General features: G+C 71.9%; 24 protein-coding genes. 15 read left to right on the top strand and 9 right to left on the bottom strand.

What is annotated here, in order from left to right; genetic code table 11:
* Nucleotides 1–3 precede the first annotated feature (3 nt).
* The 11 genes from FHG10_RS14615 to FHG10_RS14565 all read left to right on the top strand — a co-directional run bounded on the left by FHG10_RS14615 (nucleotide 4) and on the right by FHG10_RS14565 (nucleotide 10,571).
* Nucleotides 4–816: a carbohydrate ABC transporter permease gene (locus FHG10_RS14615; RefSeq protein WP_152354093.1), complete on the top strand. Its 813-nt coding sequence runs from the start codon at nucleotides 4–6 to the stop codon at nucleotides 814–816.
* Nucleotides 817–1,324: 508 nt separating this feature from the next.
* The gene (locus tag FHG10_RS14610) at nucleotides 1,325–2,518 is read left to right on the top strand and encodes a Gfo/Idh/MocA family protein (protein WP_406565171.1); all 1,194 of its coding nucleotides are present in this window, start codon (nucleotides 1,325–1,327) and stop codon (nucleotides 2,516–2,518) included.
* Complete coding sequence (locus FHG10_RS14605; protein ID WP_152354092.1) at nucleotides 2,515–3,276, top strand: ThuA domain-containing protein; 762 nt, start codon at nucleotides 2,515–2,517, stop codon at nucleotides 3,274–3,276. Before FHG10_RS14610 ends, FHG10_RS14605 begins: the two co-directional genes overlap by 4 nt.
* Nucleotides 3,273–4,367, top strand: coding sequence for a Gfo/Idh/MocA family protein (locus FHG10_RS14600; protein ID WP_152354091.1), 1,095 nt, complete (start codon nucleotides 3,273–3,275; stop codon nucleotides 4,365–4,367). Before FHG10_RS14605 ends, FHG10_RS14600 begins: the two co-directional genes overlap by 4 nt.
* Nucleotides 4,368–4,670: 303 nt before the next feature.
* Nucleotides 4,671–5,846 (top strand): Gfo/Idh/MocA family protein, encoded by a 1,176-nt coding sequence (locus FHG10_RS14595; protein ID WP_152354090.1) that lies wholly within the window; start codon nucleotides 4,671–4,673, stop codon nucleotides 5,844–5,846.
* Between the two features lie 47 nt (nucleotides 5,847–5,893).
* Nucleotides 5,894–6,985: a Gfo/Idh/MocA family protein gene (locus FHG10_RS14590; protein WP_152354089.1), complete on the top strand. Its 1,092-nt coding sequence runs from the start codon at nucleotides 5,894–5,896 to the stop codon at nucleotides 6,983–6,985.
* Between the two features lie 312 nt (nucleotides 6,986–7,297).
* Nucleotides 7,298–8,341, top strand: coding sequence for a fumarylacetoacetate hydrolase family protein (locus tag FHG10_RS14585; protein ID WP_227488286.1), 1,044 nt, complete (start codon nucleotides 7,298–7,300; stop codon nucleotides 8,339–8,341).
* The gene (locus FHG10_RS14580) at nucleotides 8,338–9,099 is read left to right on the top strand and encodes an SDR family NAD(P)-dependent oxidoreductase (RefSeq protein WP_152354088.1); all 762 of its coding nucleotides are present in this window, start codon (nucleotides 8,338–8,340) and stop codon (nucleotides 9,097–9,099) included. The genes FHG10_RS14585 and FHG10_RS14580 overlap by 4 nt, the downstream gene beginning before the upstream one ends.
* Nucleotide 9,100: 1 nt before the next feature.
* A complete protein-coding gene (locus FHG10_RS14575) occupies nucleotides 9,101–9,874 on the top strand; it encodes a FadR/GntR family transcriptional regulator (RefSeq protein WP_152354087.1) in 774 nt (257 codons plus the stop codon).
* A 146-nt stretch (nucleotides 9,875–10,020) separates the two neighbouring features.
* Entirely contained in the window at nucleotides 10,021–10,245 is a 225-nt protein-coding gene (locus FHG10_RS14570; protein ID WP_152354086.1) for a toxin HicA, read from the top strand.
* Nucleotides 10,242–10,571: a type II toxin-antitoxin system HicB family antitoxin gene (locus FHG10_RS14565; protein WP_227488285.1), complete on the top strand. Its 330-nt coding sequence runs from the start codon at nucleotides 10,242–10,244 to the stop codon at nucleotides 10,569–10,571. The genes FHG10_RS14570 and FHG10_RS14565 overlap by 4 nt, the downstream gene beginning before the upstream one ends.
* Before the next feature lie 4 nt (nucleotides 10,572–10,575).
* Here the strand turns inward: FHG10_RS14565 and FHG10_RS14560 are convergent, their stop codons facing one another.
* Genes FHG10_RS14560 through FHG10_RS14530 form a run of 7 tightly spaced genes read right to left on the bottom strand, consistent with a single transcriptional unit; the run spans nucleotide 10,576 to nucleotide 18,391 of the window.
* On the bottom strand, nucleotides 10,576–11,526 hold the full coding sequence (locus FHG10_RS14560) for an amidohydrolase family protein (protein WP_152354084.1): 951 nt from the start codon (nucleotides 11,524–11,526) through the stop codon (nucleotides 10,576–10,578).
* Nucleotides 11,519–12,565, bottom strand: a complete 1,047-nt coding sequence (locus FHG10_RS14555; RefSeq protein WP_152354083.1) for an aldo/keto reductase — start codon at nucleotides 12,563–12,565, stop codon at nucleotides 11,519–11,521. The genes FHG10_RS14560 and FHG10_RS14555 overlap by 8 nt, the downstream gene beginning before the upstream one ends.
* Entirely contained in the window at nucleotides 12,562–13,872 is a 1,311-nt protein-coding gene (locus FHG10_RS14550; protein ID WP_227488284.1) for an enolase C-terminal domain-like protein, read from the bottom strand. Before FHG10_RS14550 ends, FHG10_RS14555 begins: the two co-directional genes overlap by 4 nt.
* A 47-nt stretch (nucleotides 13,873–13,919) precedes the next feature.
* The gene (locus FHG10_RS14545) at nucleotides 13,920–15,278 is read right to left on the bottom strand and encodes an alpha-L-fucosidase (protein WP_227488283.1); all 1,359 of its coding nucleotides are present in this window, start codon (nucleotides 15,276–15,278) and stop codon (nucleotides 13,920–13,922) included.
* A 59-nt stretch (nucleotides 15,279–15,337) separates the two neighbouring features.
* Entirely contained in the window at nucleotides 15,338–16,210 is an 873-nt protein-coding gene (locus tag FHG10_RS14540) for a carbohydrate ABC transporter permease (RefSeq protein ID WP_227488282.1), read from the bottom strand.
* The gene (locus tag FHG10_RS14535) at nucleotides 16,200–17,147 is read right to left on the bottom strand and encodes a carbohydrate ABC transporter permease (RefSeq protein ID WP_227488281.1); all 948 of its coding nucleotides are present in this window, start codon (nucleotides 17,145–17,147) and stop codon (nucleotides 16,200–16,202) included. The genes FHG10_RS14540 and FHG10_RS14535 overlap by 11 nt, the downstream gene beginning before the upstream one ends.
* A complete protein-coding gene (locus FHG10_RS14530) occupies nucleotides 17,144–18,391 on the bottom strand; it encodes an ABC transporter substrate-binding protein (protein ID WP_227488280.1) in 1,248 nt (415 codons plus the stop codon). The genes FHG10_RS14535 and FHG10_RS14530 overlap by 4 nt, the downstream gene beginning before the upstream one ends.
* 430 nt (nucleotides 18,392–18,821) lie before the next feature.
* On the opposite strand from FHG10_RS14530, the gene FHG10_RS14525 reads away from it, so the two are divergent.
* The 3 genes from FHG10_RS14525 to FHG10_RS14515 all read left to right on the top strand — a co-directional run bounded on the left by FHG10_RS14525 (nucleotide 18,822) and on the right by FHG10_RS14515 (nucleotide 22,354).
* Nucleotides 18,822–20,381: a sulfatase family protein gene (locus tag FHG10_RS14525; RefSeq protein ID WP_152354081.1), complete on the top strand. Its 1,560-nt coding sequence runs from the start codon at nucleotides 18,822–18,824 to the stop codon at nucleotides 20,379–20,381.
* Nucleotides 20,382–20,474: 93 nt separating this feature from the next.
* Nucleotides 20,475–20,936 (top strand): MarR family transcriptional regulator, encoded by a 462-nt coding sequence (locus FHG10_RS14520; RefSeq protein ID WP_152354080.1) that lies wholly within the window; start codon nucleotides 20,475–20,477, stop codon nucleotides 20,934–20,936.
* 101 nt (nucleotides 20,937–21,037) lie between these two features.
* A complete protein-coding gene (locus tag FHG10_RS14515) occupies nucleotides 21,038–22,354 on the top strand; it encodes an MFS transporter (protein ID WP_152354079.1) in 1,317 nt (438 codons plus the stop codon).
* A 210-nt stretch (nucleotides 22,355–22,564) separates the two neighbouring features.
* On the opposite strand, the gene FHG10_RS14510 is transcribed toward FHG10_RS14515, so the two are convergent.
* On the bottom strand, nucleotides 22,565–23,506 hold the full coding sequence (locus FHG10_RS14510; RefSeq protein WP_152354078.1) for a hypothetical protein: 942 nt from the start codon (nucleotides 23,504–23,506) through the stop codon (nucleotides 22,565–22,567).
* 341 nt (nucleotides 23,507–23,847) lie between these two features.
* Entirely contained in the window at nucleotides 23,848–24,348 is a 501-nt protein-coding gene (locus FHG10_RS18305) for a hypothetical protein (protein WP_227488279.1), read from the bottom strand.
* Nucleotides 24,349–24,561: 213 nt separating this feature from the next.
* On the opposite strand from FHG10_RS18305, the gene FHG10_RS18300 reads away from it, so the two are divergent.
* Nucleotides 24,562–25,107 (top strand): PadR family transcriptional regulator, encoded by a 546-nt coding sequence (locus FHG10_RS18300; RefSeq protein WP_227488278.1) that lies wholly within the window; start codon nucleotides 24,562–24,564, stop codon nucleotides 25,105–25,107.
* Nucleotides 25,108–25,194: the final 87 nt, after the last annotated feature.

Genomic DNA, 25,194 nt, shown 5'->3' with positions numbered 1-25,194 from the left:
GCCATGCGCAGGAACTGGATCGGAGGAGCCTTCGGCTGGCTCTGGCTGCTGCTCGTGCTGCTGCCCATCTACTTCGTGGGGATCACCAGCCTGAAGTCGATCTCCACGTACTTCGGCTCGAACCCCGTGCTGCCCTCGGCGACGCTCGCGTTCGAGAACTTCACCGCGGTCCTCGAGGCCGACTTCGGGATGTACCTGGTCAACAGCGTGCTCGTCGCGCTCGGCACGGTGGTCCCGCTGGTGCTCATGGCCTTCATGGCCTCGTACTCGATCGTCCGCGCGACCGGCCGCTTCTCGAGGCCCCTGCGCAGTGTGTTCCTGCTGGGGCTGGCGATCCCCGTGCAGGCGACGATCGTGCCGATCTACCTGCTGATCATCCGCCTGCACATGTACGACTCGCTCGGGGCGCTGATGCTCCCCGGCATCGCCTTCGGCCTGCCGCTGAGCATCCTGATCATCTCCAACTCGATGCGCGACGTGCCCGGCGAGCTGTTCGAGGCGATGGACATCGACGGCTGCAGCGAGTGGCAGAAGATGTGGCGCCTCGCCTTCCCGATGACCCGCCCCGCGCTGGTCACCGTGGGCGTGTACCAGGCGCTGATGTCGTGGAACGGGTTCCTGTTCCCGCTGATCCTCACCCAGAGCCCCGACAAGCGCACGCTGCCGCTCGCGCTGTGGTCCTTCCAGGGCGAGTACGCGACGAACGTGCCCGTGGTGATGGCCGCCGTGGTCCTCTCCTCGATCCCGATCATCGTCCTGTATGCCCTGGGCCGGAGGTACCTGGTGGGCGGTATGACCGCGGGGGCAGGCAAGTGAGTCGGTGCCGACGGCGCATCGCCGCCCGGGATCCGAGAGGCGGGGTCAACACCCGCCCGCACGGTGGACGTGCCGGTCACGAGGGTGTCACGACCGGTGACCGGACGGCAGCTCCGGTCCGCCTTCCCGGGAGGCTGGGGGTCCCCGACGGAATCCCTCCGTCCCTGCGAAAGGACCCACCATGGACCTCGTCACCGGCCTCCTCGATTCGATCCTCGGCGTCGTCGGCGGTCTCCTCGGCGGCATCCTCTGACCCCACCCGACCCCGTGGGACGGGGAGGGCCGCTGCGGCGGTCCTCCCCGTCCTTCTGCGCGCTGACCTGCGCGGCCATGCCGGTTGTCCACCGGCGGCGGCCCGGATAGGTTCGAGAGGGCCGCCGGTTCTCGACGTCCTGCCCGCCGAGCTTCCGCCCCACCGCCACCGTCCGCTCACCGAGGAGCCGTGACCCCTGCCGTGACCACCCCGTCCTCCCGCCCGCTGCGCGTCGGCCTCATCGGCCACGGCTTCATGGGCGCCGCCCACTCCCACGCCTGGCGCACCGCGCACCGCTTCTTCGACCTGCCGCTGACCCCCGAGCTGCGCACCCTCGCCGGCCGGCGCCCCGAGACCCTCGCCGAGTCCGCGCAGCGGTACGGCTTCGCGGCCACCACCACGCGCTGGCAGGACGTCGTCGAGGACCCCGAGATCGACCTCGTGGACATCTGCACCCCGGGCGACACCCACCGGGAGATCGCCCTCGCCGCACTCTCCGCCGGCAAGCACGTGCTGTGCGAGAAGCCGCTCGCGAACTCCGTGGCGGAGGCCGAGGAGATGGCCGACGCCGCCCGCGCCGCCTCGGCCCGCGGCGTGCGCTCGCTGTGCGGGTTCTCCTACCGCCGCACGCCCGCACTCGCCTATGCCCGACAGCTCGTCGAGGAGGGCTTCGTGGGCGACCTGCGGCAGGTCCGCGCCCAGTACCTGCAGGACTGGCTGGCCGACGCCGACGCCCCCATGACCTGGCGGCTGGAGAAGGAGAAGGCTGGGTCCGGTGCGCTCGGCGACATCGGCGCGCACGTCATCGACCTCGTCCAGTGGATCACCGCAGAGGACGTCGAGGCCGTCTCCGGGACCCTCGCGACCGTGGTCCCCACCCGTCCGGCGGCGGGAGCGATGCAGGGCCTCGGCGGCACGGGTGACGCCTCCGGAGAGCGCGGCCGGGTCACCGTCGACGACACCGCCCTGTTCTCGGTGCGACTCGCGAGCGGCGTCCTCGGCTCCTTCGAGGCCACCCGCATGGCGCAGGGGCGCAAGAACGCGATGCGCATCGAGCTCCACGGCTCGCGCGGCGCGATCGCCTTCGACTTCGAGCGCATGAACGAGCTGGAGATCTACGACGCCACCGCCCCCGCGGGGCGCCAGGGCTTCACCCGCGTGCTCACCACCGAGCCCGAGCACCCCTACGCCGCCGCCTGGTGGCCCACCGGGCACGGCCTGGGCTACGAGCACACCTTCACGCACGAGGTCGCGGACCTGGTGCGCGCCATCGGCGAGGGCACCGACCCCTCGCCCTCCTTCGACGAGGCCGTGCGCGTGCAGCGCGTGCTGGCCGCCGTCGAGGCCAGCCACGCCGACGGCTCCCGCTGGACGGACGTCGGCACCAGCCCATCCGACCCGTCCGCCCCCGTTTCCGCATCGCCCACCACCGAGGAGACCGCCCGATGACCACCACCCGCACTGCCCTCGTCGTCCGCGGCGGCTGGGACGGGCACCAGCCCGTCGAGGCGACCGAGCTGTTCATCCCCCACCTGCGCGAGCACGGCTTCGAGGTGCGCATCGAGGAGAGCCCCGCGATCTACGCGGACGCCGAGTACATGGCAGGCGTCGACCTCATCGTGCAGTGCATGACGATGTCCGCGATCGAGCGCCCCCAGTTCGAGGGCCTGCGCGCCGCGGTCGAGGCGGGCACGGGTCTGGCCGGATGGCACGGCGGCATCGCCGACAGCTACCGCGCCGAATCGGACTACCTCACCCTCATCGGCGGCCAGTTCGGCTGCCACCCGGGCAAGCACCCCGACGAGCGCCGCGGCGAGCAGGCCGACAACTACGTCCCGTACACGGTGAACATGCTGCCGGCTGCGGCCGAGCACCCCATCACCCGCGGCGTGGAGGACTTCGACCTGGTCACCGAGCAGTACTGGGTGCTCTCCGACGACTACATCGACGTGCTCGCGACCACCACCCAGAAGGTGCGGGAGTGGGACCCGTGGAGCCGCCCGATCACCTCGCCCGCGGTCTGGACCCGCCAGTGGGGGAAGGGCCGCATCTTCGTGGCGACCCCCGGCCACCACGTCGACGTGCTCGAGGATCCCAGCGTGCGCACGATCGTCGAGCGCGGGCTGCTGTGGGCCGCGCGCGGCTCCGAGGATCCGTACGCCGCCCCGTCAGCCGGCCGCGCGCACCGGACGGAGGAGGCCCGATGAGCGCCGCGACCAGGCCCCTGCGGATCGGCATGATCGGCTGCGGGAACATCTCCGCGCAGTACCTCGCCTCCTTCCCCGCCCTCCCGGACGTGGAGCTCGTCGCGGTCGCGGACCTCGACGCCGCCCGCGCCGAGGCCGTCGCCTCCGCGCACCAGGGCGTGCGCGCCCTCTCGGTCGACGACCTGATCGCCGATCCGGAGGTGGACACGGTCCTGAACCTCACGATCCCCGCGTCCCACGCCGAGGTGGACCAGCGGGCGATCGCCGCCGGGAAGAACGTGTACGCCGAGAAGCCCTTCGCCGTCGAGACGGCCGACGGCGCCGCCGTGCTCGAGGCGGCCGGCGCGGCCGGAGTGCTCGTCGGCTCCGCCCCCGACACCGTGCTGGGCACGGGCACGCAGACGGCGCGGGCCGCGATCGACGAGGGCCTCATCGGCGCCCCGATCGCGGCGACCGCCACCATGCTCACCCCCGGCCATGAGCGCTGGCACCCCAACCCCGACTTCTACTACGTGCCCGGCGGCGGACCACTGCTGGACATGGGCCCGTACTACATCCATGCGCTGGTCACGCTGCTGGGCCCGGTCGACGCGGTGATCGGCGCGGCCTCCCGCACCCGCTCCGAGCGCACCATCGGCTCCGGCCCGCGGGCGGGCGAGGTCATCCCGGTCAGCACGGACACGCACGTCAGCGGGATCCTCGTGCACTCCTCCGGAGTGCTCTCCACGCTCGTCATGAGCTTCGACGCGGTGGCCACCTCGATCCACCCGATCGAGATCCACGGCAGCGCGGGCAGCCTCGCGGTGCCCGACCCCAACCGCTTCGACGGCGATGTCGAGCTGCACCGCCTGGGCGGCGAAGGGTGGGAGACCCTGCCCGTGAGCGCCGGCTATGTGGACGCCTCGCGCGGGATCGGACTGCAGGACATGGCGCTGCGCGGCGCGGATCTGCGGGCGAGCGGCGCGCTCGGCCAGCACGCCCTCGAGGTCATGAACGCCGTGCTCGCCTCCTCCCGCAGCGGCTCCCGCGTCGAGGTCGCGAGCAGCTGCGGGCGCCCCGAGGCGGTGCCGCTGACCGACGTGCGGGGCTGAGCGGCGGCGCGGGGCCGACGAGCCGGGCCGCGCAGCGTCTCCGGCCCGTCGGTCCGTCCGTCAGTCCACCCTTCGGTCCGCTTATCGGCCCGCCCGTCGGCCCCCGCCCGTCGATCCGCTTGTCGGCCCATCCGTCGGCACGCCCGGCGGCCCGTCGCCCGTGGCATCCGGCGGCAACCCGTGGCATCCATCTGCGACGATCGAGGTGACGCGGGACACTGACGGGTGCGTGATCACCGCCCGCGGCACCCGACGACGACCCCGCGGGCTCCTCCGCCCACCTCCGGAAGGCACATCCCCGACATGTTCTCCGTCGGCATCATCGGCACCGGCGCCATCTCCGACGCCCACATCAGCGCTTACCAGGAGCTCGCCGCCGAGTTCCCCGACCTGCGCATCGTCGCCCTGGCGGACCTGGATCTCGCGGGGCCGACGGCCAAGCGCGAGGCCTTCGGGCTCGAGGACGCTCGCGTCTACGACGACGTCGCAGCGATGCTCGAGGCCGAGGACCTGGACCTGGTCTCCGTCACCACGCCCCCGTCGGCCCATGCGCCGCTGGCGATCCAGGCGCTCGAGGCCGGCGTGAACGTCGTGGTCGAGAAGCCGATGGCGACCTCCCTCGAGGAGTGCGACGCGATGCTCGCCGCCCAGCGCGCGAGCGGGAAGGTCCTCTCGACGATCGCCCAGAACCGCTTCCGCGACGAGATGGCGCGACTGAAGGCCGTGCTGGACTCCGGGAAGATCGGCCCGCTCTCCTCCGCGCGGATCGCCTCCGAGTGGTGGCGCGGGCACTCCTACTACGACCTGTGGTGGCGCGGCACGTGGGCCTCCGAGGGCGGCGGTCCGACGCTGAACCACGCCATCCACCACATCGACATCGCCCTGTGGCTGCTGGGCCGTCCGCTCGCCGTGAGCGCGATGATGACGAACGCCCAGCACGACAACGCCGAGGTCGAGGACCTGTCGATCGCGATCCTCCAGTACGAGCGCAGCCTCGCCGAGCTCACCAGCTCCGTGGTCCATCACGGGCAGAACCAGGGGATCGAGATCCAGGGCGCGCGCGCCCGCGTCTCCCAGCCCTGGGAGCCCGCGGCCGAGGTCGCCCGCCCCAACGGCTTCCCCGAGCAGGGCGGCGACGCCGAGACCGTCGCCGAGCTCGAGGAGTTCGCGGCCTCGCTCCCACCGCTGCCCCGGACCGGGCATCCGGCGCAGCTGGCCGACGTCGTGGCCGCCGTGCGCGAGGGCCGCGAGCCGCTCGTCACCGGGCACGACGGTCGCAACGCCGTCGAGCTCGTGACCGCGGTCTACGAGTCCGCGATCGAGCGGCGCGTCATCGACCTGCCGATCAGCCCGGAGGATCCGTACTACCGCTCGGGCACCCTTGTGGAGCGCGCCCCGCACTTCCACGAGAAGACCGGATCGGTCGCCAGCCAGGACGGGTACATGCCCGTCGGCCTCCCCGACGCCGCACAGGCCTGACCCTCCGCCCCGTCCCATCCGCTTCCGCGAAAGGAACCCTCCGCATCATGGCCGTCTCCGAAGGCGCGAACTACGCCCCCGCTCCGATGCCGAAGCCCGTCGTCTCCCCCGGTGAGTTCACCTTCGCCGCGATGCACCTGGACCACGGCCACATCACCGCCATGTGCGAGGGCCTCATCGGCGCCGGCGGCACCCTGAAGTGGGTCTACGACACCCAGCCCGAGCGCGCCGCCGCCTTCGCCGAGCACTTCGAGGGCGTCCAGCTCGCCGAGTCCGAGGAGCAGATCCTCACCGACCCCGAGGTGCTCCTCGTCGCCGCCGCGGCGGTCCCCGCCGATCGCGCCGACCTCGGCATCCGCGTCATGGACGCCGGCAAGGACTACTTCACCGACAAGACGCCGCTGACCAGCTTCGACCAGCTCGAGCGCGCACGCGCCGCCGCCCGGCGCACCGGGAAGAAGTACGCCTGCTACTTCTCCGAGCGCATCCACGTCGAGGCCGCCGTCCTCGCCGGGCAGCTCATCGACCGCGGAGCCATCGGCACCGTGATCCAGGTCCTCGGCATGGGGCCGCACCGCCTCGGCGATCCCGACTCCCGCCCCGACTGGTTCTACGAGCGCGCACGCTACGGCGGCATCCTCACCGACATCGGCTCGCACAACTTCGAGCAGATGCTCACTTTCACCGGGTCCGACAGCGCCGAGATCCTCTCGTCCTCGATCGGCAACTTCGACCACGCCGACCACCCCGAGCTCGACGACTTCGGCGACGCCCACGTGGCCCTGTCCTCGGGCGCCTCCGGGTACGTGCGCGTGGACTGGTTCACCCCCGACGGTCTGCGCACCTGGGGCGACGGCCGCACCTTCATCCTCGGCACCGAGGGCTACATCGAGCTGCGCAAGTACATCGACGTCACCACCGAGAACGGCCCCGGCCAGGTCCTCCTGGTCGACGGCGAGGGCGAGCACCGCATCGACGCCACCGGCAAGGTCGGCTACCCCTTCTTCGGCGACCTCATCCTCGACGTCCTGCACCGCACCGAGAACGCGATGACCCAGGAGCACGTCTTCACCGCCGTCGAGCTCGCCCTGAAGGCACAGGACCAGGCCCGCGTGCTGAAGGAAGCGCCCGGCGCCTGAGCTCGCGCGGGGCTTCGCGACCCCTGGTCTGCCCCCAGAACCCGGACCTCGCGCGCTCCACGCCCTCGGGGTCTACCGCCGCCCCGTGCACTACGCGTAGTGGGAGGTCGGGTCACGTGCACTATTCGCCGTGACCCGACCTCCTGCTACGCGTCGTGCACACCCGCCTGGAAGACTCCGTGCGGAGGACGTCGGGGACGCGTCCGGGACGCACCGCACCACGGTCGTCTCGCCCCACCTTGTTCCGCTCCAAACATCCGATGTCTGGGGTAGCCTGCGAGGGCATCACCGCCCACGCGAAGGGGAGTCCCCGTGAAGTTCTATGCCCAGGGCCCTGCCGGGGCCGAGCGCCCGGCCGTCCTGCACGACGGCACGTCCTATGACCTGACGCCTCTCACGGGCGAGGTCACCGCGATCTCGAGGGGATTCCTCGAGGACGGCGGCATCGAGCGCACCCGCCACGCGATCGCGGACGGCGCCCTGCCCGCGCTGGATCCCGCCGCGCTGCCGACCCTGGACGGCGTGTCGTCCGGGGCCGCGGACCTGGCCGGTGCGACCGGCACGAGCGGCACCGTCGGCACGGGCGGCAGCGTCGGCACGGCCGGCAGCGTCGGCACGGCCGGCGCCTCCGCGTCCCCGGCCGGTCACGCCCGCTTCGGCGCCCCGCTCGCACCGGGCAAGATCCTGTGCATCGGCCTGAACTACCGCGACCACGCGGCGGAGACGAACGCCGAGATCCCCGCCGAGCCGATCCTGTTCATGAAGGCGCCGGACACCGCCGTCGGCCCCCATGACGATGTGCTCCTCCCCCGCGACTCGGCGAAGACCGACTGGGAGGTCGAGCTGGGGGTCGTCATCGGCCGCACGCTGCGCTACGCCGCTTCTCCCGAGGAGGCGCTCGCGGCGGTCGCCGGGTACACCATCAGCAACGATGTCTCCGAGCGCGAGTTCCAGATCGAGCGCGGCGGCACCTGGGACAAGGGCAAGAACTGCGAGACCTTCAACCCCATGGGCCCGTTCCTCGTCACGGCCGACGAGATCGCCGACGTCCAGGACCTCTCCCTCACCCTCTCGGTGAACGGCGAGAGCCGCCAGGACGGCACCACGGCCGACCAGATCTTCGGCGTCGGCGAGGTCCTCGCCTACCTCTCGCGCTTCATGACCCTCTACCCGGGCGACCTCGTGAACACCGGAACGCCCGCGGGCGTCGCGATGGGCCTGCCCGGCCAGCCCTACCTGCGCGACGGCGACGTCGTCGAGCTCGCCATCGAGGGCCTGGGCAACCAGCGCCAGACCTTCCGCGATGCCCCGTCCGCCGAGGCGACCACCTCCACCGCGAAGGAGGACGTCCGATGAGCCCCGCGAACCCCTACGACGGCCTCCGAGTCCTGGTCACGGGCGGCTGCTCGGGCATCGGCCGGGCGACCACGGCCCGGTTCCTGGAGCTCGGCGCGCGCGTCGCCGTCCTCGACCTCTCGGCCACCGGCGCCCCCGAGGGCGCGGTCGTCCACCAGGTCGACCTGGGCGAGCGCGCGGCCACGACCAGCGCCGTCGACGCCGCTGCCGAGTCCCTGGGCGGGCTCGACGTGGTCGTGAACAACGCGGGCGTCAGCGCCGTGGGCGATGTGAGCGCGAACGACGACGAGGAGTGGGCGCGCGTGCTCAGCGTGAACGTCACCGCCATGGCGCGCGTGACCGCGGCGGCGCTCCCCCACCTGCGCCGCTCGGCGCATCCGGCAGTGGTGAACATGTCCTCGATCGCGGCGACCGCAGGGCTGCAGGAGCGGGTGCTCTACTCGGCGACCAAGGGCGCCGTGCAGGCGATGACCTTCGCGATGGCCACCGACCACGTGCGCGAGGGCGTCCGCGTCAACTGCGTGAACCCCGGGACGGTCGCGACCGAGTTCGTCGACCGCATGGTCCAGCGCTTCCCCGATCCGGTCGCCGAGCGGGCGGCGCTCGACGCCCGCCAGCCCACGGGCCGCATGGTCACCCCGCAGGAGGTCGCCGACTCCGTGGCCTTCCTCGCGAGCCCCCTGAACTCCTCGACCACGGGCACCTCGCTCGCGGTCGACGGCGGCATGAGCGGCCTGCGCACGAGGCCGGTGGGTTGAGATGGCCTCGGCAGTCAGCGACAAGGCGATCTCCGCCATCAAGCAGATGGTGGTCGACGGGCGGCTGAAGCCCGGCGACCGCCTCCCCACCGAGAAGGAACTCGCCGAGACGATCGGCGTCTCCCGCAACTCCCTGCGCGAGGCCGTGAAGGCGCTCTCTGTGATCCGCGTGCTCGACGTGCGCCAGGGCGACGGGACCTACGTCACGGCGCTGGAGCCCGAGCAGCTGCTCGAGTCGCTCTCCTTCGTGCTGGACCTGCACCAGGACTCCTCGCACCTGGAGATCCTCGAGCTGCGCCGCCTCATGGAGCCGATCGCCGTGGAGCAGGCCACCCCGCATCTGACCGACGAGGACTTCGCGCGGCTCGACGAGATGCTCGCCCAGCTGAACGCGGACTCGGGCGTCGAGGCCCTCGTGGCCTCCGACATCGCCTTCCACCGGCTCATCAACCACCGCTGCCCCAACGCCTACCTGAGCACTCTGCTGGACTCCCTCGCGAGCTCGACCTCGCGGGCGCGCGTCTGGCGCGGCCTCACCGACTCCGAGGCCGTCGAGCGCACGCTCTCCGAGCACTCGCGGATCCTCGAGGCGCTGCGCGAGGGCCGCGCCGACCTCGCCCGGGCGTACGCGACCTCGCACGTCGCGGGCGTCGAGTCCTGGCTGATCCGCCAGGGCATGCCCGAGGAGGATGCGGGCGAGGCGGGGAACGACGGAGCAGGCTCGACCGGCCACGCGGTACCGACACAGGCAGACGCCACGGCTGCACAGGAATGATGGGCAGGCGGGGAACCGCGCGTCCGGAAGCGGCCGGCCCTGGGACACGAAGGACGGCCCGTCCGCAGTCGTCCACAAACCCCTGAGGTCTAGTATCATCATCGATACTATTCACCGATGACCAGCGTCAGAGGCTCGTGCAGCGGATGAGGCGAAGCGCGACCGATGTCCGGTTCGACGACCTCGCGAAGGTCTGCGAGCACTACTTCGGTCCGCCCCGCCACCGTAGCGGTTCCCACCACGTGTACCGCACGCCGTGGCAGGGCGACCCCCGCGTCAACATCCAGAACGACCACGGGAAGGCCAAGCCCAACCAGGTGAAACAGGTCCTCGTCGCGATCGAGACATGGGAGAGGGAGGGGCGCGCGTGAGCAGCCGCGATCACTTCACATACAGGGTCCAGTGGTCCCCGGAGGATCAGGGCTTCGTCGGCACTGTCGCGGAGTTCCCCTCGCTGTCGTGGATCTCCGAGGATCCGCGCGCCGCCTTCGACGGCATCCGCGATGCGCTGGACGAGGTCCTGGCGGACATGGCGGAGACGGGCGAGACGCCTCCCACTCCGTTCACCGAGAGATCCTTCTCGGGGAAGTTCCTCGTCCGCATCCCTCCGGAGGCGCATCGCAGTCTCGCCATCGAGGCTGCCGAGCAGAACATCTCGCTGAACAGGCTCGCCGCTCACCGGCTCGCCGGGGCATGAGCGTCTACTCGTCCTCCTCTGCGAGCCCCCTGCCCTCCGTCACTCCGGCGTAGACCCGCTCCGCCGTCCCCCGGAGCACCGCGTCGAGCGCCTCGTCGTCGCCGGCGAGCTGCTCGCGCACGTGGGCGAGCAGCGGGGAGAAGCCGTCGAGGGTGAAGGCCGACGGGGCGATCGGCCAGTCGGATCCGACCATCAGGCGCGCGGGGCCGAACAGTTCGAGCGCCGCGTCGATCGCGGGGGCGAACTCTCCGTTCCCGCTGGTCGCGAGCCCGGAGAGCTTCGCGCGGGCACCGGGTGCCGCGGCGATCCGCGCGAGCGCCGCGTGCCAGTGCGCCATCTGCGCGCGGTCGCCGAGCGGCGGCTTGCCGAGGTGGTCGAGCACGAGGGTGAGCCCCGGATGCGCTGCGGCCAGACGCGCGACCTGCTCCATGTGGCGGGGGAAGGCGTCGGGCACGTCGAGCGGGAGCCCGGCCGCGGCGAGCAGCTCGAGGGAGCGGCCGACGGCAGGGCGCTCGAGGAAGCCCGGATCGGGCTCGTCGTGGACGAGGTGCCGGACGCCGACGAGATGGTCGGTGCATTCGGGGTCGGCGAGCGCCCGCTCGACCTCCGCGGGGTCCTCGAGCGGCAGCCAGCCGACGACGTCGGCCCTGATGCCCGCGCCCTCCGCCTCGATGGCGCGCGCGGTGCGCTGCAGATGAGCGGTGTCCTCCGGGGTGTCGTCGGCCTGGACCAGGATCACGCGGGAGGCGCCGAGTCCCACGAGCCCGTCGCGCACCATCGACCACTCCCCCGTGCGGCGCAGGGGCGCGGGCGCCGTCGCGAGCCAGGCATACGGGCTGCGCCGCAGGTCCCAGAGGTGCAGGTGGGTGTCGGTGACGGCAGGTGCTGGGGTCGGGGTCGGGGTCGAGGTCGAGGTCGAGGTCGAGGTCGAGGTCGAGGCGAGGGTGTCAGCCATGCCGCGGCTCCGGCTCGGGGTGCCCGGGTTCAGCCCGATCGGCGGCCCGGTCGTCGGCCGTCCACTGCGCCTCGAGCGCCGCGATGGCCTGCCAGGCCTCTTCGGGCACTGCACGCCCCATCCGCTCGACGTTCGAGTCCACCTGCGCACCGGTGCGCATCCCCAGGACGACCGAGGCGATCGCGGGATGGCGCAGCGGGTACTGGACGGCGAGGTCGGGCAGGGTGACGCCGAAGCGCTCGGCGAGCGCGGCGAGTGCGCGGGCGCGTGTGATGATCTCGGGCGGGGCGGCGGCGTACTCGTAGGTGGCGTCGTCGGGCACGGTGGGCCGCGAGAGCAGCCCGGAGTTGAAGACGCTGACGGCGACGATCCGCACGCCGTGCTCGAGGCAGGCCTCGAGCAGCTCGCGCGCGGCGCCCTGCTCGAGGAGGGTGAACCGGCCCGAGAGCATGACGAGGTCGATGAGGCCCGTGCGCACGGCCCGGGTGCAGACGTCGGCGTCCTTGGAGCCGACGCCGATCGCGCCCACCAACCCCTCCTCGCGCATGCGGGCCAGCGCCGGCAGGCCCTCGGCGAAGGCCTGCTCCGTCGGCCCCTCCTCGGGATCATGGGCATAGAGGATGTCCACGCGGTCCAGACCGAGCCGCTCGAGGGATGCCTGGTGGGAGGCGCGCACGCCCTCCTCGGAGAAGTCCCAGCGGCGCACGTGGTCGTCGGGAACCCAGAAGGCGTTGCCGTGGTCGTCGCCCGTGCCCGGTCCGGGGTCCAGGAGCCGGCCCGCCTTCGTGGAGACCAGGTACTCCTCGCGCGGGAGACCGCGCAGCCGCTCGCCGAGGCGGCGCTCGCTGGTGCCGATCCCGTAGTGCGGGGCGGTGTCGAAGTACCGGATCCCGCGGTCCCAGGCGGCGGCGACCGCGGAGTCGACCTCCTCGTCGGTGGTGACGCGGTAGAGGTTCCCGAGCTGCGCGGCCCCGAAGCCGAGCGGCGGCACCGGGAGGCGCAGATCCGCGATGTCCGTGCCGGGCCCGCCCGCGCTCATGCGCTCTCCCCCGCCCACACGGCGCCGCTCGGGAACTCGTGCTCCTCGACGGATGCGGCGAGCATGCGCGCTCCGCCGCCGGGCTCCTCGGGCGCGCGGTAGGCGCCGCCCTCGACGCGCACCGGCACCTCGAAGTGCTCGTGCAGGTGGTCGACGAACTCGATGCGGCGCCGGGGGTCCTCGCCCCCGATCGCGACAGCGTCGAAGAACGCGAGGTGCTGCACCATCTCGCACAGCCCCACGCCGCCCGCGTGCGGGCACACGGGCACGCCGAATTTCGCCGCGAGCAGCAGGTTCGCGACGTTCTCCCCGACCCCCGCAACCCGGGTCGCGTCGAGCTGGAGCACGTCGATGGCGCCGGCCTGCAGCAGCTGCTTGAACACGATCCGGTTCGCGCCCTGCTCGCCGGTCGCGACCTTGAGCGGGGCGACGGCCCGACGGATCGCGGCGTGGGCGAGGACGTCCCCGGGGAACGTCGGCTCCTCGATCCAGTACGGGTCGTAGGGGGCGAGGCGGCTCAGCCACTCGATCGCCTCGGCGACGTCCCAGCGCTGGTTCGCGTCCGCCGCGATCGGGAAGCCCTCCCCCATCTCGGCGCGGGCGAGCGCGAAGCGGCGCACGTCATCCTCGACGTCGGCCCCGACCTTGAGCTTCACCATCTCGAAGCCCTCGTCGCGGGCCTCGCCCAGCAGGCGGCGCAGCTTCTCGTCGCTGTAGCCGAGCCAGCCCGGGGTCGTCGTGTAGGCGGGGACGCCGTGCGCGCGCAGCGCAGCGATCCGCTCCTCGCGGCCCTCGGTCCCGCGCCGCAGGATCTCGAGGGCCTCGGCGCGGGTGAGGGCGTCGCTGAGGTAGCGGAAGTCGACGAGGTCGAGGATCTCCTCGGGCGAGAGCATGGCGAGGGTGAGCCAGAGCGGCCGCCCCTCGCGGCGCGCGCGCAGGTCCCACAGGGCGTTGACGACGGCGCCGATCGCCATCGCCATCACGCCCGTCTCCGGACCGAGCCACCGCAGCTGCGAGTCGCCGTCGAGCTCCTTCTGCATGCCGCCGAGGTCGGCGAGCACCTCCTCGACGTCCCTCCCGATCACGTGCGGCTCGAGCGCGCGGATCGCCGCGCTCTGCACGTCGTTGCCCCTGCCGATGGTGAACACCAGGCTCGTGCCGGCGTCGGCCGGGTCCCCGGCGTCCGTGCGGATCGTGAGGTAGGCAGCGGAGTAGTCGGGGTCGGGGTTCATCGCGTCCGAGCCGTCGAGGTCGCGGCTCGTGGGGAAGCGGACGTCGCGGACGTCGAAGGAGACGAAGGTGCTCACCGGTGGTTGTCCTCGGTTCGGTCGGTCGGTCGGTTGGTGGGGCGGGATCAGGCGGCGGGCGCGCTGATCGCCACGGGCGGTGCGCCCTCGCCGGCGAGGCGCACGCGCACGCCGCCCTCGGCCCAGCCGGCCGCGGGCAGCGCGTCCGCGGGGATCTCGACCTCTTCCGCCGGTCCACTGAGGAAGACGTGCACGGTGCCGTCCTTCTCGACGGCGCGCGCCCAGGTCACCCCGGGGATCTCGAGCGCGCCGAGGCCCGTGGATCCGGCCAGGTGCGTCTTGTGCTCGGCCATGAACTCCCCGAGTCCCTCGAGGACCGCGACCTGGGGAGCGGGAAGGGTGCCGTCGGCCTTCGGGCCGACGTTCAGCAGCACGCGCCCGCCCCGGGAGACGGCGTCGACGACGTGGCGGATCGCCTGTGCGACGCCGAGGTACTGCTCGGGGCCCTCCACCTGGTTGTACCCGAAGGACAGGCCGATGCCGCGGCAGTTCTCCCAGGCCTCGCCCTCGGGGATCTCCCCGGCCTGGTACTCGGTGGTCACGAAGTCGTGGTGGGCATCGGAGAAGCGGTCGTTGATCAGGCCCTCCGGGCGCTGCGCGTAGAAGTGCTCGAGCAGCTCCCCGAGGCCGCCGGGCCCGAAGTGGTGGTTCTCGTCGGGCCAGCCGATGTCGTTCCAGAAGACGTCGGGGGCGTAGCGGTCGATGAGGTCTCGCACGTGGGCGGAGCAGTACCGGCCGTACTCGTCGTCGAGCGGGCGGGGCATGCGCTCGGCCGCCCCTTCGAGACCGATCGGGTCCGTCGGCCGTACGTGCCAGTCGAGCCCCCCGGAGTAGTAGACGCCGAAGCGCAGCCCGGCGCTCGTCGTCGCCTCGGCGAGCTCGCCGACGATGTCGCGGTGCGGTCCGCGGGCCACCGTGTTGCGGTCCCCCGTGTCGGGGGCGTCCCAGAGGGTGATGCCGTCGTGGTGCTTGGTGGTGGGCACGACGTAGTCGGCGCCCGCCCGGCGGAACAGGTCGACCCAGGCGCGCGCGTCGAAGGCGCTCGCGTCCCAGGCGTCGAGGAAGTCGTCGTAGGGGGCGCCGCCGAAGACCTCCTGCTGATGCCGCTGCGCAGGCGACCCGTCGAGCCGGATCGTGTTGAAGTACCACTCGGCGTAGGGGTTGTGGGAGAACCACTCGTGGTCGTTGTCGAAGGTGCCGAGCTCCCCGATCGGCTCCGCCCAGGCCGGGACCGCGTAGGCGCCCCAGTGGATGAAGATGCCCAGCGGGGCGTCGCGGAACCAGTCGGGGTGCCGGGTGGGCAGGGAGGCCCAGCGCCGGGAATCGTCGGTCACCGCGGCGCGGTCGGCATCGGGAGCGGTCATCTCGGCTGGGGTGTCCGTGCTGGTGTCGGGATCAGCGGCCATGGGTTCATCGTCTCCTCTGGAGCGTCGGTGCGGGGTCGGTCGGGAAGATCGGCGAAGAGTCAGCGGCCTCCGAAGCCGCCCATGCTCACCCCCTGCTGCAGCTGCTTCTGGAGCAGGACGACGATCAGCAGGCTGGGCAGGACGACCAGGCTGACGGCCGCCATCAGCGGCCCCCAGTCGGTGCCACGCTCACCGGAGAACATCTGCAGGCCGATGGGCACCGTCGCCATCCAGGTGTCGTTGACGATGATCAGCGGCCACAGGAAGCTCGCCCAGTACTCGATGAACGCGAAGACGAAGACCACGGAGATCGGAGCGCGCAGCAGCGGGACGATGATGCTGACCAGGGTGCGCAGCCGCCCTGCCCCGTCGATCGTCGCGGCCTCCTCGTAGTCGGCGGGCAGGCTGAGCAGGAACTGGCGGATCAGGAAGGTGCCGAAGGCCCCGAAGGCGAAGGGCAGGATCAGCGCGGGATAGGAGTTCACCAGCCCCAGCTCCTGCATCATCAGGTACAACGGGATGATCAGCACCTCCTGCGGCAGCACCATCGTCGCCAGGAACGCGCCGAACAGGGCCGCGCGCCCCCGGAAGGCGAAGCGCGTGAACGCGTAGGCGCTGAGCACGGAGACCGTTACCGTGATCGCGGCTCCCACGAGGGCGATGAGGAAGCTGTTGACGAGGATCCGTGCGAAGGGGATGGCCGTCCACGCGGTCAGATAGTTCGACCACTCGAGGCGGGAGCCCAGCGGACTGGTGCCGGTCGCGAAGACCTCGTCGGTCGGCTTCAGCGACGTCGCGAGCATCCACAGGAACGGGAAGGCGAAGGCCAGTCCCACCATGCAGATGAGGACCCGGGAGATCAGCCGCCCCGGGCGGAAGCCGCTGCGGCGCGGGATGGGAGCGGCGCGCTGGGCTGTCATCTCAGCTGTCATAGGAGACCCACCTCTTCTGCTGGCTGAACTGGACGGCGGTGATGAGCATGACGATCACGAAGAGCGCCCAGGCGAGCGCGGAGGCGTAGCCGAGGCGATCGAAGGAGAAGCCGTTGCGGTAGAGGTGGAGCACGAGCGTGTTGGTCGCGTTCCCCGGCCCGCCCTCGGTGAGGGCGTAGGGCTGGGCGAAGACCTTGAACGCACCGATCACGGTCATGATCGTGCAGAAGAAGATCGTGGGCGAGAGCATCGGGAAGACCACCCGGACGAAGCGGTCCACGGGCCCTGCGCCGTCGATCCGGGAGGCCTCGAGGACGGTGGGGCTGATGCCGGAGATCCCCGCGCCGAGGACGATGATGTTGTAGCCCATCCCCTGCCACAGCGACATCATGACCAGCGAGACCATCGCCCATCCCGGCGTGTTGAGCCACTGCGGGCCGGTGATCCCGAGGTGGGCGAGCAGGGCGTTGACCACGCCGTCGTCGTCGAGCAGGAGGCGGAAGACCAGCGCGTTGCCGATCATCGGCGTCACCACGGGGACGAAGAAGAGGACCCGGAAGAACGCGGCCCAGCGGCCGCCGAGGTTCATCAGCCAGTAGCTGAGCCCCAGGGCGACGGCGAGGTTCACGGCCGTGTAGAGCACCGCGAAGATCAGGGTGTTCAGCATGCTCCGCCAGAACGCCGGGTCGCCCGCGAGCATGTACCGGTAGTTCTCGAGGCCGACGAACTTCGGCGACCCCAGCAGCGGCCAGTCGAACACGCTGATGACCAGCGAGGCCGCGAGGGGCACGACGATGAAGACGGCGAACCCGAGCATGCCCGGACCGAGGTAGAGGACGGCGGGCCAGCGCGCCGGGCGGCCCCGGCCCGCGCGCTGCGGGCGGCGCGCCGGCGCGGCGGGGGCCGACGCGGGCGCCTGGTCGAGAGCTGCGGTCATCGTGCGGTCGCCTCCTGGATCTCGCCGAGGATCTGCTGCGCCGTGCGGCGCCCCCGGAAGCCGTCGGTCGCGTACTGGGCGAAGACCGAGACGATCTCGTTCCAGTTCGAGGTCGTCACCAGCGGCTGCCCGGAGTCCGCGAGAGCTGTCACGGCGCGGACGCTGTCCTCGGGCTTCCCCTCCGCCCAGCGGTCCCGCTCCTGCGCGAGCGAGGGGAACGTGCCGCGCGCGTGGGCCACACTGCCGATGACGTCCGGGGTCGTGATGGCCGCGAGCGTCCGGAACGCCGCGGCGGGGTCCTCCGCCTCGGCCGCGATCCCGAAACCCGAGCCCTGGATCAGCCCGCGGGCATCGCCGCTGCGCGAGGGGATCACGCCGACGCCGAGGTCGTCGCCGAGGGCGTCGGCGTACACCTGGTACATCCACGGCCCGTCGACGTACATCGCGGCGGCACTGCTCATGAGGTCCTGCTGGGCGGCCGGCTCGGAGTCCACGGCCGGCGGGGCCGTCGCGACGCCGTGCTCGGTGACGAGGTCGAACCCGAACTGCATGCCCTCGACGATCGCGGGGTCGGTGAGCGTGAGGCCCCCGTCGGCGACGGGGGCTCCGCCGTCGGCGAAGCCGATCGCCATGCCCAGGTGCACGAGGCCCGCGGAGATCGCGAGGCCGTGGACGTCCCCCGAGGTCAGCGCCTTCGCATCCTCGAGGAAATGGTCGGTGGTGTAGTCGAGGCCGGGCATCTGGAGGCCGGCGTCCTCGAACAGGGAGCGGTTGAAGTAGAGGACCATCGGCTCGGCGTCGTACGGGACGGCGCGGATGGTGCCGTCGACCGTCATGGCGGTCATCATCGCCTCGTTGAAGGCGCCCAGATCGACGCCCGCGTCCTGCGCGAGATCCTCGAGCGGAGCGAGCAGGGGGCCGATCTCCTGCGTCCTGGCCGCCTGCGTGGTCAGCAGCGCAGGGGCGTCCTTCGCCGTCATCCGGGTCTTCGCCTTGGTCCAGAAGTCCTCGAAGCTGGGGCCCTCGAGAGTGAGGGAGAATCCGGGGTCCTCCTGCTGCGCGGCGTCGATGAACGCCTGCCACTGCTCGCGATCGCTCGCGCTCGAGATCCAGGTGAAGAGTCGCGTGCTGGGGTCGCCGCCCTGTCCTCCGCAGGCCGTCAGCGCGCCGGAGGCACCGAGCAGTCCCATGCCCGCGCCTGCGAGCAGCGCGCGGCGCGAGAGCGGTGCGGCTCTCTTCGTCATCGGCATGTACCACCCCTGGTCCCGAAGGTCGTCGTCGTCCTTCTCGAGCGCCGCGGACGCCCGAGCCGCAGAGGCCCGAGCCGCGCGTCATGTGCCGTCGCGTCCTGCGCCGTCGAGGCCCGCCCCTCAAGACATCGGATGTCTTCGCGGCACGACCACTCTTGAGGAAAACATGGGATGAGTCAAGAGGTGTCCGAGGGATTGCCGCGTCCATCCGCGTTTCCGCCCCTGCGTGCTCGCATGTCAGCGGCCCACCCCGACTCCGCGCTCCTCTGAATCCCGGATGCCCGTCGGGCGGTCCTCGGATGTATGGCGCGTCCGGACGCGCATCGACCGCTCCCCCACGCCATGGATCGCGATAGCGTGCCCGTATGGCAGCACGGCGGCTGCTCTCAGTCCGGTCGCCGATCGACGACCCACGAGGAGCCCCATGTCCAGCCCCGGCCATGCGTCGTCCGCAGCGCGCGGCGTCCCGTCATCCCCCGCCCGCCCCAACATCGTCTTCGTGATGTCCGACGACCACGCGGCGCACGCGATCTCCGCGTACGGCAGCCGCGTGAACTCCACCCCGCACATGGACCGTCTCGCAGAGGAGGGCGCGCGGCTCGACGCCATGTACTGCACGAACTCGATCTGCACACCGTCGCGCGCCTCGATCCTCACGGGCACCTACAGCCACATCAACGGCGCCGCGACGCTCTACACCGAGTTCGACCACCGCGTGCCCACGGTCTCCGAGGCGCTGCAGGACGCCGGGTACGCGACCGCGCTGTTCGGGAAGTGGCACCTGGGCCATTCGCCGTCGGCCCTGCCGCGCGGCTTCGACTCCTGGCGGATCCTCCCCGGCCAGGGCGAGTACTGGGATCCGCGGTTCCTCACGCCGGACGGCGAGGAGCAGCACGAGGGGTATGTGACAGATCTGCTCACGGAGATGGCGCTCGACTGGATCGACGAGGAGCGCGCGCAGCGCCCGTCGGACCCCTTCTGCCTGATGCTCCACCACAAGGCGCCGCACCGGCCGTGGATCCCGCACCCCCGGCACGCCGAGCGCTACCCCGTGGGCAGCATCCCCGAGCCCGAGACCCTCCTCGAGGACCTCTCGACCCGCTCGAAGGCGGTGCAGGGCGCGCGCATGTCGATCGCCGACGACCTCACCCGCACCGACGTCAAGGAGGACATGCCCGAGGAGCTGCGCGCCGAGGACCGCCGCGAGGACCGCGCCCGCTGGAACTACCAGCGCTACCTGCGCGACTACCTGCAGACCGTCCAGGCGGTCGACGACAGCGTGGGCCGCGTGCTCGACCACCTCGATCAGCTCGGCATCGCCGAGGACACGCTCGTGGTCTACACCTCGGACCAGGGGTTCTTCCTGGGTGACCACGGGCTGTTCGACAAGCGCCTGATGTACGACGAGTCGCTGCAGATGCCCATGCTCGTGCGCTGGCCCGCCGAGGTCCCGGCGGGATCGCGCGTGACCTCGATGCTGCGCAACGTCGACATCGCCGCGACCCTGCTGGACGTCGCCGGTCTCGACGCGGACGCGGCGATGCCCGGCCAGCAGGGCCGCAGCTTCCGCCCGCTGCTGCGCGGCGAGGAGATCGAGGACTGGCCGCGCGCCGTCTACTACCGCTACTGGGAGCACGACGACCCCGAGCACCATGCTCCCGCGCACTACGGGATCCGCACAGAGGAGTTCGCCTTCATCGACTACTACGGCGCGGGCCTCGGAGCGCCCGGCGCCTCGGACCGCGTCTTCGAGCGCGAGTACGAGCTCTACGACCTGCGCACGGACCCCGAGGAACTCCGCAACGTCGCCGCGGACCCCGACTACGCCGGGATCCGCGAAGACCTGGCCGCGCAGCTCGCGCAGATGCAGGCCGACGTCGGCGACCACCCGTACACGGGGCCCGGCAGCTGGCATCCGGACTGGAACCACGGCGCCGCCTCGCGCCGGGGCGCGGACGACGAAGACCGGCCGACGGGCGACTGAGCGAGGCATCCACCCACCCACAGACCGCCGCCCGCCGTCCCGTGCGCCACAGCATGTTGCAGTAGTTCGCATTCCTAACTACATTGGGGTGACGTGCCCACCCAAGATTTCCCCCAGGACCTGACGCTCGCCTGCAGCCGCTTCGTGCGGCTCGCCGCGCGCCGCGCGGACGTCGGCGTCTCCTCCGTCTCCTGGCGGGTCGTGAGCACGATCGAGCAGCGGGGACCGCTGCGGCTCAGCGAGATCGCCGAGCGCGAGAGGGTCACCCGCCCCACGGCGACCACCGTGGCGAAGCGACTGGAGGAGGAGGGCCTGGTCTTCCGGGCCCCCGATCCCGCCGACTCGCGCTCCGTCCTCGTCGACATCACCCCGGCCGGCCGCGAGAAGCTCGCCGACTGGCGCAGCCGCATGAACCACGGCGTCGGCCCCATCCTCGACGACCTCGGGGACGACGACCGCCGCACCCTCGCGCAGGCCGCCGAGATCCTGGCGCGGATCGTGGAGACCCACGACTCCGCCCCTCCCGCGACCGGCTCCGCACCTCCCGCGACCTGACTCGTCGGCGTCGCCGCGCCCCGACCCGGCGGCCTCGCCCGCTCCCCCGAACCCGTCCTCCGACGTCCCGCCCCACCGATCATGAGAAGGTCACCGATCGCATGACAGCCCCTTCCGACACGAATCCGCACACGGCGGGCTCAGCGCCCGCCCCCGCGTCGAACACCGCTCCCACCCTGCGCGACGCCTTCCACCAGCCCAAGGCCGTGTGGGCGATCGCCTTCGCCGCGACCGTGTCCTTCATGGGCATCGGCCTGGTGGACCCGATCCTCCCCGCGATCAGCTCCCAGCTGGACGCCTCGCCCACGCAGGCGATGCTGCTGTTCACCAGCTACCTGTTCATCACCGCGATCGCCATGTTCTTCACGAGCTGGTTCAGCTCGAAGGTCGGCGTGCGCACCACCCTGCTGATCGGCCTCGCGCTCGTCGTCGTCTTCGCGGCGCTCGCCGGGGCGTCCGGCTCGGTCAGCGAGATCATCGGCCTGCGCGCCGGCTGGGGCCTGGGCAACGCCCTGTTCATCTCCACCGCGCTCGCCGCGATCGTGGGCGCCACCGCCGGCCCGTCGGGCGGCGCGATCATCCTCTACGAGACCGCGCTGGGCATCGGCATGGCGCTCGGCCCGCTGCTGGGCGGCCTGCTGGGCAGCGTCTCCTGGCGCGCCCCGTTCTTCGGCACCGCCGTGCTCATGGCCATCGGCTTCATCGCCATCACCGCCCTGCTGAAGAAGGAGGCCAAGCCGGTCCACGTCTCCCCGCTCGCCTCCCTGCGGGCGCTGGGCAACCCGGCTCTGCGCACCCTCGCGCTGGTCGCGATCTTCTACAACTTCACCTTCTTCGTGATGCTCGCCTACTCCCCGTTCCCGCTCGAGGCCGCTGCCGCGGCCCAGGGCAAGGAGTTCGGCGCCATGCAGATCGGCGGCGTGTTCTTCGGCTGGGGCGTGTGCCTCGCGATCACCTCGGTGTTCGTCGCCCCGATCCTCACCCGCAAGCTGGGCCTGATCCCCACGCTGCTCACCATCGAGGGCCTGCTCGCCGTGCTCATGCTGGGCCTCGCCCTCGCGCACGGATCGATGGTCGGCATCATCGTGCTGATCATCATCGGCGGCCTGCTGCTGGGCGTCATGAACACCGCGCTGACCGAGACCGTCATGGAGGCCACCGACCTGCCGCGCGGCGTCGCCAGCTCCGCCTACTCGGGCGTGCGCTTCCTGGGCGGCGCGATCGCCCCGGCCGTCGCGGGCCCGCTCTCCGAATCCGCCGCCGGACCCGCCTCGCCGTACATCCTGGGCGCCGTCACCGTGGTGCTGAGCATGCTGATGCTCGTCATCGGCCGACGCCACCTCTCCCACGTCGGCCAGCAGCACCACCTGTCCAGCCAGGAGGAGGCCGAGGCCATCACCGCCGGCGACGAGGTGTGAGGCTGCGCTGAAGGGCTGCGGGACCGGCCCAGCGAGGTGTCCCCCTCCCACGGCCATCGAGTGGTGCGAAACCGCCCCCAAGATCGATCTTGGGGGCGGTTTCGCACCGTTCGTGGTCTCCTCGGGGCCCGGGATCGCTGGGGAGGGTGGCGGGAGAGGTGATGGAGGCCCGTGGAGGGCGCCGGGTCTGCGGGGCGCGAGGGCGCGTCCTCAGCGTCTCCGTCCGTCCCATCCGTGGCGCCGGAGCGCGGCGGACACCCGTCTCACCGCTCGGGCGCCCTGCTCGCGGAGGTCTGCGGCGACCGTCCGCACTTCGATCCAGCCGTGACGGACCCTCGCCTCGGTCCGCGCGATGTCCCGCTCCTGCTGTTCACGGGTCAGATGCGTCGGCCCCTCATGCTCGGCGCAGACGCGGTACTCCGGCCAGGACAGATCCGGCTGCCCCAGATCGATCCCGCGCTCGGAGATCGTGACGTTGAGGCGCGGCTCCGGGAGGCCGGCGCGGGCCAGGTGCAGTCGCAGCATGGTCTCGGCAGGTGAGTCGCTCCCCACGCGAGCCTGCTCGAGCGCTGCGCGCAGCCTCGCGTTGCCCCGTCGTCCCGAACCGCCCTCCACGGACGAGTCGAGCTCATCGAGGGTCGCGTAGGGACGTCGGCGTCCCTCGAACCGGAACCTGGGCCAGCGGATGAGATGGTCGGTGACGGAGACCAGCTCGTCGACCGTCAGGACCGCCGCGAGGTCCTCCCAGGTGCGCACGCGCGACGTCAACCGTATTCCCTGGGCCTCGAGCACGTCCGCTGCGGTGAGCCCGCCGAGCCGATGCCACCGCACATACGGCACGTCACGCCGCCGAGCCTGAGCGGAGACGTCGAGAACCCCTGTCTCGCGCACCGTGCGACGGAACGGGAGCGGCATCTTCAGCAGTTCGGCGGCAGTGGCGCCGCACACGACGATGTCGGGGGCGTCGCTGCAGTGTGCTCGGGCGAGATCGGCGATCGTGACGGCGACGCCCGCTCGCGCGTACACACCGCGGGAGAGTCGACGGACATCCGGGGCATCCAGTCGCCGTGGGCTCACGCCCGCATCGCGCGCTTCGGCCATCGTGAACACGGTGGCGAGGCTCTGGGGCAAGGTCGACCGGCGCGAGGGCATGGCGATCAGAATGCCCAAGCCCGCGCCGCACACCAGGAGTTATCCACACCGCCGGTCCTCCACAGCGCCTGGAGCGCCGGGCAGCGATGCCCCCGCAGAAGGCCTCCTTCACGCGCGCCCCGGAGCCACCGAGTCCCGCAGAATTGCCCACGAGTGGTGCGAAACCGACGCCAAAAGCGCTGATGGCGGGAGTTTCGCACCGCTCGTTCCGGGTGTCCGCGGTGCGTGGCGCGCTCGAGCGTCGGACGACTCACGGCCCCGCGTCGCGCAGCTCACCCTTGCACATTCTCGAGTGAGCGATATATCGTGATGCTGTCACGACATGAACGACCGTAAGGAGATCACTCATGCGACGCCATCACGATCATCACGACCAGCATCAGGAACTCGACCCGCGCGCCCTGCGCCGGGCACTCATGCGACGCGGAGGCCAGCGCCGACGCGCCGAGGAAGGAGGGGCCATGTACCCCGATGACTTGGGCTTCGGCCCTCGCGAGCGGCGCGGCGGACCCCGTGCGGGCCGTGGTCCGGGCGCTCACCCGGACCACGCCGGACACCCGGAGCGTCCCGAGCGCCCTGAGCGCCCTGAGCGTTCGGAGCGCCCTGAGCATCCCGAGCATCACGGACACCCGGAGCACCACGCCCACCCCGAGCATCACGGTTTCGAGGGCCGCGGCCCCGCGTTCGAGGACGGCTCGTTCGAGGACGGCTCGTTCGAGGACGGCGACGTCGATCGCCGCGGCTTCGACGGACCCGATGGACGCGGTCGCGGTCGTGGTCGCGGCCGAGGCCACGGCTTCGGTGGCCCCGAGGACGCCGGATTCGGCGGACCCGGCGGCCACGGGTTCGGCGGCCCCGGCTTCGACGGACGTGGCCCCGGTGTCGGCGGGCGCGGCCCCGGCGGCCGCGGTCCCGGCGGTCCCGGCGGTCCGGGCTTCGAGGACGCCGACGACCCCGAGCGCGGCTTCGGTCCGCGCGGTCCTCGCGGCGGCCGAGGTCGCGGCCGGGGACGCGGGCGTCGGCCCCGTGGCGACGTCCGCACGGCCGTCCTGCTGTTGCTGAGCGAGGAGCCGATGCACGGTTACCAGCTCATGCAGACCATCGACGAGCGCACGGGCGGGACCTGGTCGGTCAGCCCCGGCGCGATCTACCCGACGCTCTCCCAGCTGGAGGACGAGGGCTTCGTCGAGATGTCGAAGGAGGGCGGGCGCAAGCTCGCCACGCTCACCGACACCGGCACGGCGCACGTGGAGGAGAACAGGGCCTCCTGGTCCGACCCCTTCGCGGGCGAGGACGATTCCTTCGCGCAGGGCGCGCACGATCTGCGCAGCTCGCTGCGGGACCTCACGGGCGCCGTCCGCGAGGCCACCCGCTCGGGCGAGGCCCAGCAGATGAGCCAGGTCGCCGAGGTCCTCACCGAGGCCAAGCGCTCGATCTACCGGATCCTCGCCGGCGATGTCCCGGCCGCCGCGAGCAGCGCGGACGACAGCGGAGCGCAGGGAAATGGGTCGGGCCCATCCTCCCCGTCCTCCCCGTCGTCCCCGTCGAACCCGTCCGCCACGTCGTCCCCGTCGGAGCAGTCCGGCGAGCCGACCGCCTGACGTCCTGACGCGCCCCGCGCGCACGGAAGCGCCCGCATCCCCACCCGGGGTGCGGGCGCTTCGTCATGTCCAGGGGCTCGTGCACGG

The organism is Brachybacterium subflavum (genome assembly GCF_009299795.1).
GTDB classification, from domain to species: Bacteria; Actinomycetota; Actinomycetes; order Actinomycetales; family Dermabacteraceae; genus Brachybacterium; species Brachybacterium subflavum.
The sequence above is the reverse complement of the archived record's forward strand: the minus strand, read 5'-3'. Positions and strand labels throughout refer to the sequence as shown.

Bases quoted from the DNA above. Each gene is read 5' to 3' on its own strand.
- FHG10_RS14515 (WP_152354079.1), top strand. From the start codon at position 21,038: ATGACAGCCCCTTCCGACACGAATCCGCACACGGCGGGCTCAGCGCCC.
- FHG10_RS14540 (WP_227488282.1), bottom strand. From the start codon at position 16,210: ATGACAGCTGAGATGACAGCCCAGCGCGCCGCTCCCATCCCGCGCCGC.
- FHG10_RS14600 (WP_152354091.1), top strand. From the start codon at position 3,273: ATGAGCGCCGCGACCAGGCCCCTGCGGATCGGCATGATCGGCTGCGGG.
- FHG10_RS14580 (WP_152354088.1), top strand. From the start codon at position 8,338: ATGAGCCCCGCGAACCCCTACGACGGCCTCCGAGTCCTGGTCACGGGC.
- FHG10_RS14590 (WP_152354089.1), top strand. From the start codon at position 5,894: ATGGCCGTCTCCGAAGGCGCGAACTACGCCCCCGCTCCGATGCCGAAG.
- FHG10_RS14570 (WP_152354086.1), top strand. From the start codon at position 10,021: ATGAGGCGAAGCGCGACCGATGTCCGGTTCGACGACCTCGCGAAGGTC.
- FHG10_RS14545 (WP_227488283.1), bottom strand. From the start codon at position 15,278: ATGGCCGCTGATCCCGACACCAGCACGGACACCCCAGCCGAGATGACC.
- FHG10_RS14525 (WP_152354081.1), top strand. From the start codon at position 18,822: ATGTCCAGCCCCGGCCATGCGTCGTCCGCAGCGCGCGGCGTCCCGTCA.
- FHG10_RS14510 (WP_152354078.1), bottom strand. From the start codon at position 23,506: ATGCCCTCGCGCCGGTCGACCTTGCCCCAGAGCCTCGCCACCGTGTTC.
- FHG10_RS14595 (WP_152354090.1), top strand. From the start codon at position 4,671: ATGTTCTCCGTCGGCATCATCGGCACCGGCGCCATCTCCGACGCCCAC.
- FHG10_RS14535 (WP_227488281.1), bottom strand. From the start codon at position 17,147: ATGACCGCAGCTCTCGACCAGGCGCCCGCGTCGGCCCCCGCCGCGCCG.
- FHG10_RS14615 (WP_152354093.1), top strand. From the start codon at position 4: ATGCGCAGGAACTGGATCGGAGGAGCCTTCGGCTGGCTCTGGCTGCTG.
- FHG10_RS14610 (WP_406565171.1), top strand. From the start codon at position 1,325: ATGGGCGCCGCCCACTCCCACGCCTGGCGCACCGCGCACCGCTTCTTC.
- FHG10_RS14575 (WP_152354087.1), top strand. From the start codon at position 9,101: ATGGCCTCGGCAGTCAGCGACAAGGCGATCTCCGCCATCAAGCAGATG.
- FHG10_RS14560 (WP_152354084.1), bottom strand. From the start codon at position 11,526: ATGGCTGACACCCTCGCCTCGACCTCGACCTCGACCTCGACCTCGACC.
- FHG10_RS14555 (WP_152354083.1), bottom strand. From the start codon at position 12,565: ATGAGCGCGGGCGGGCCCGGCACGGACATCGCGGATCTGCGCCTCCCG.
- FHG10_RS14605 (WP_152354092.1), top strand. From the start codon at position 2,515: ATGACCACCACCCGCACTGCCCTCGTCGTCCGCGGCGGCTGGGACGGG.
- FHG10_RS14530 (WP_227488280.1), bottom strand. From the start codon at position 18,391: ATGACGAAGAGAGCCGCACCGCTCTCGCGCCGCGCGCTGCTCGCAGGC.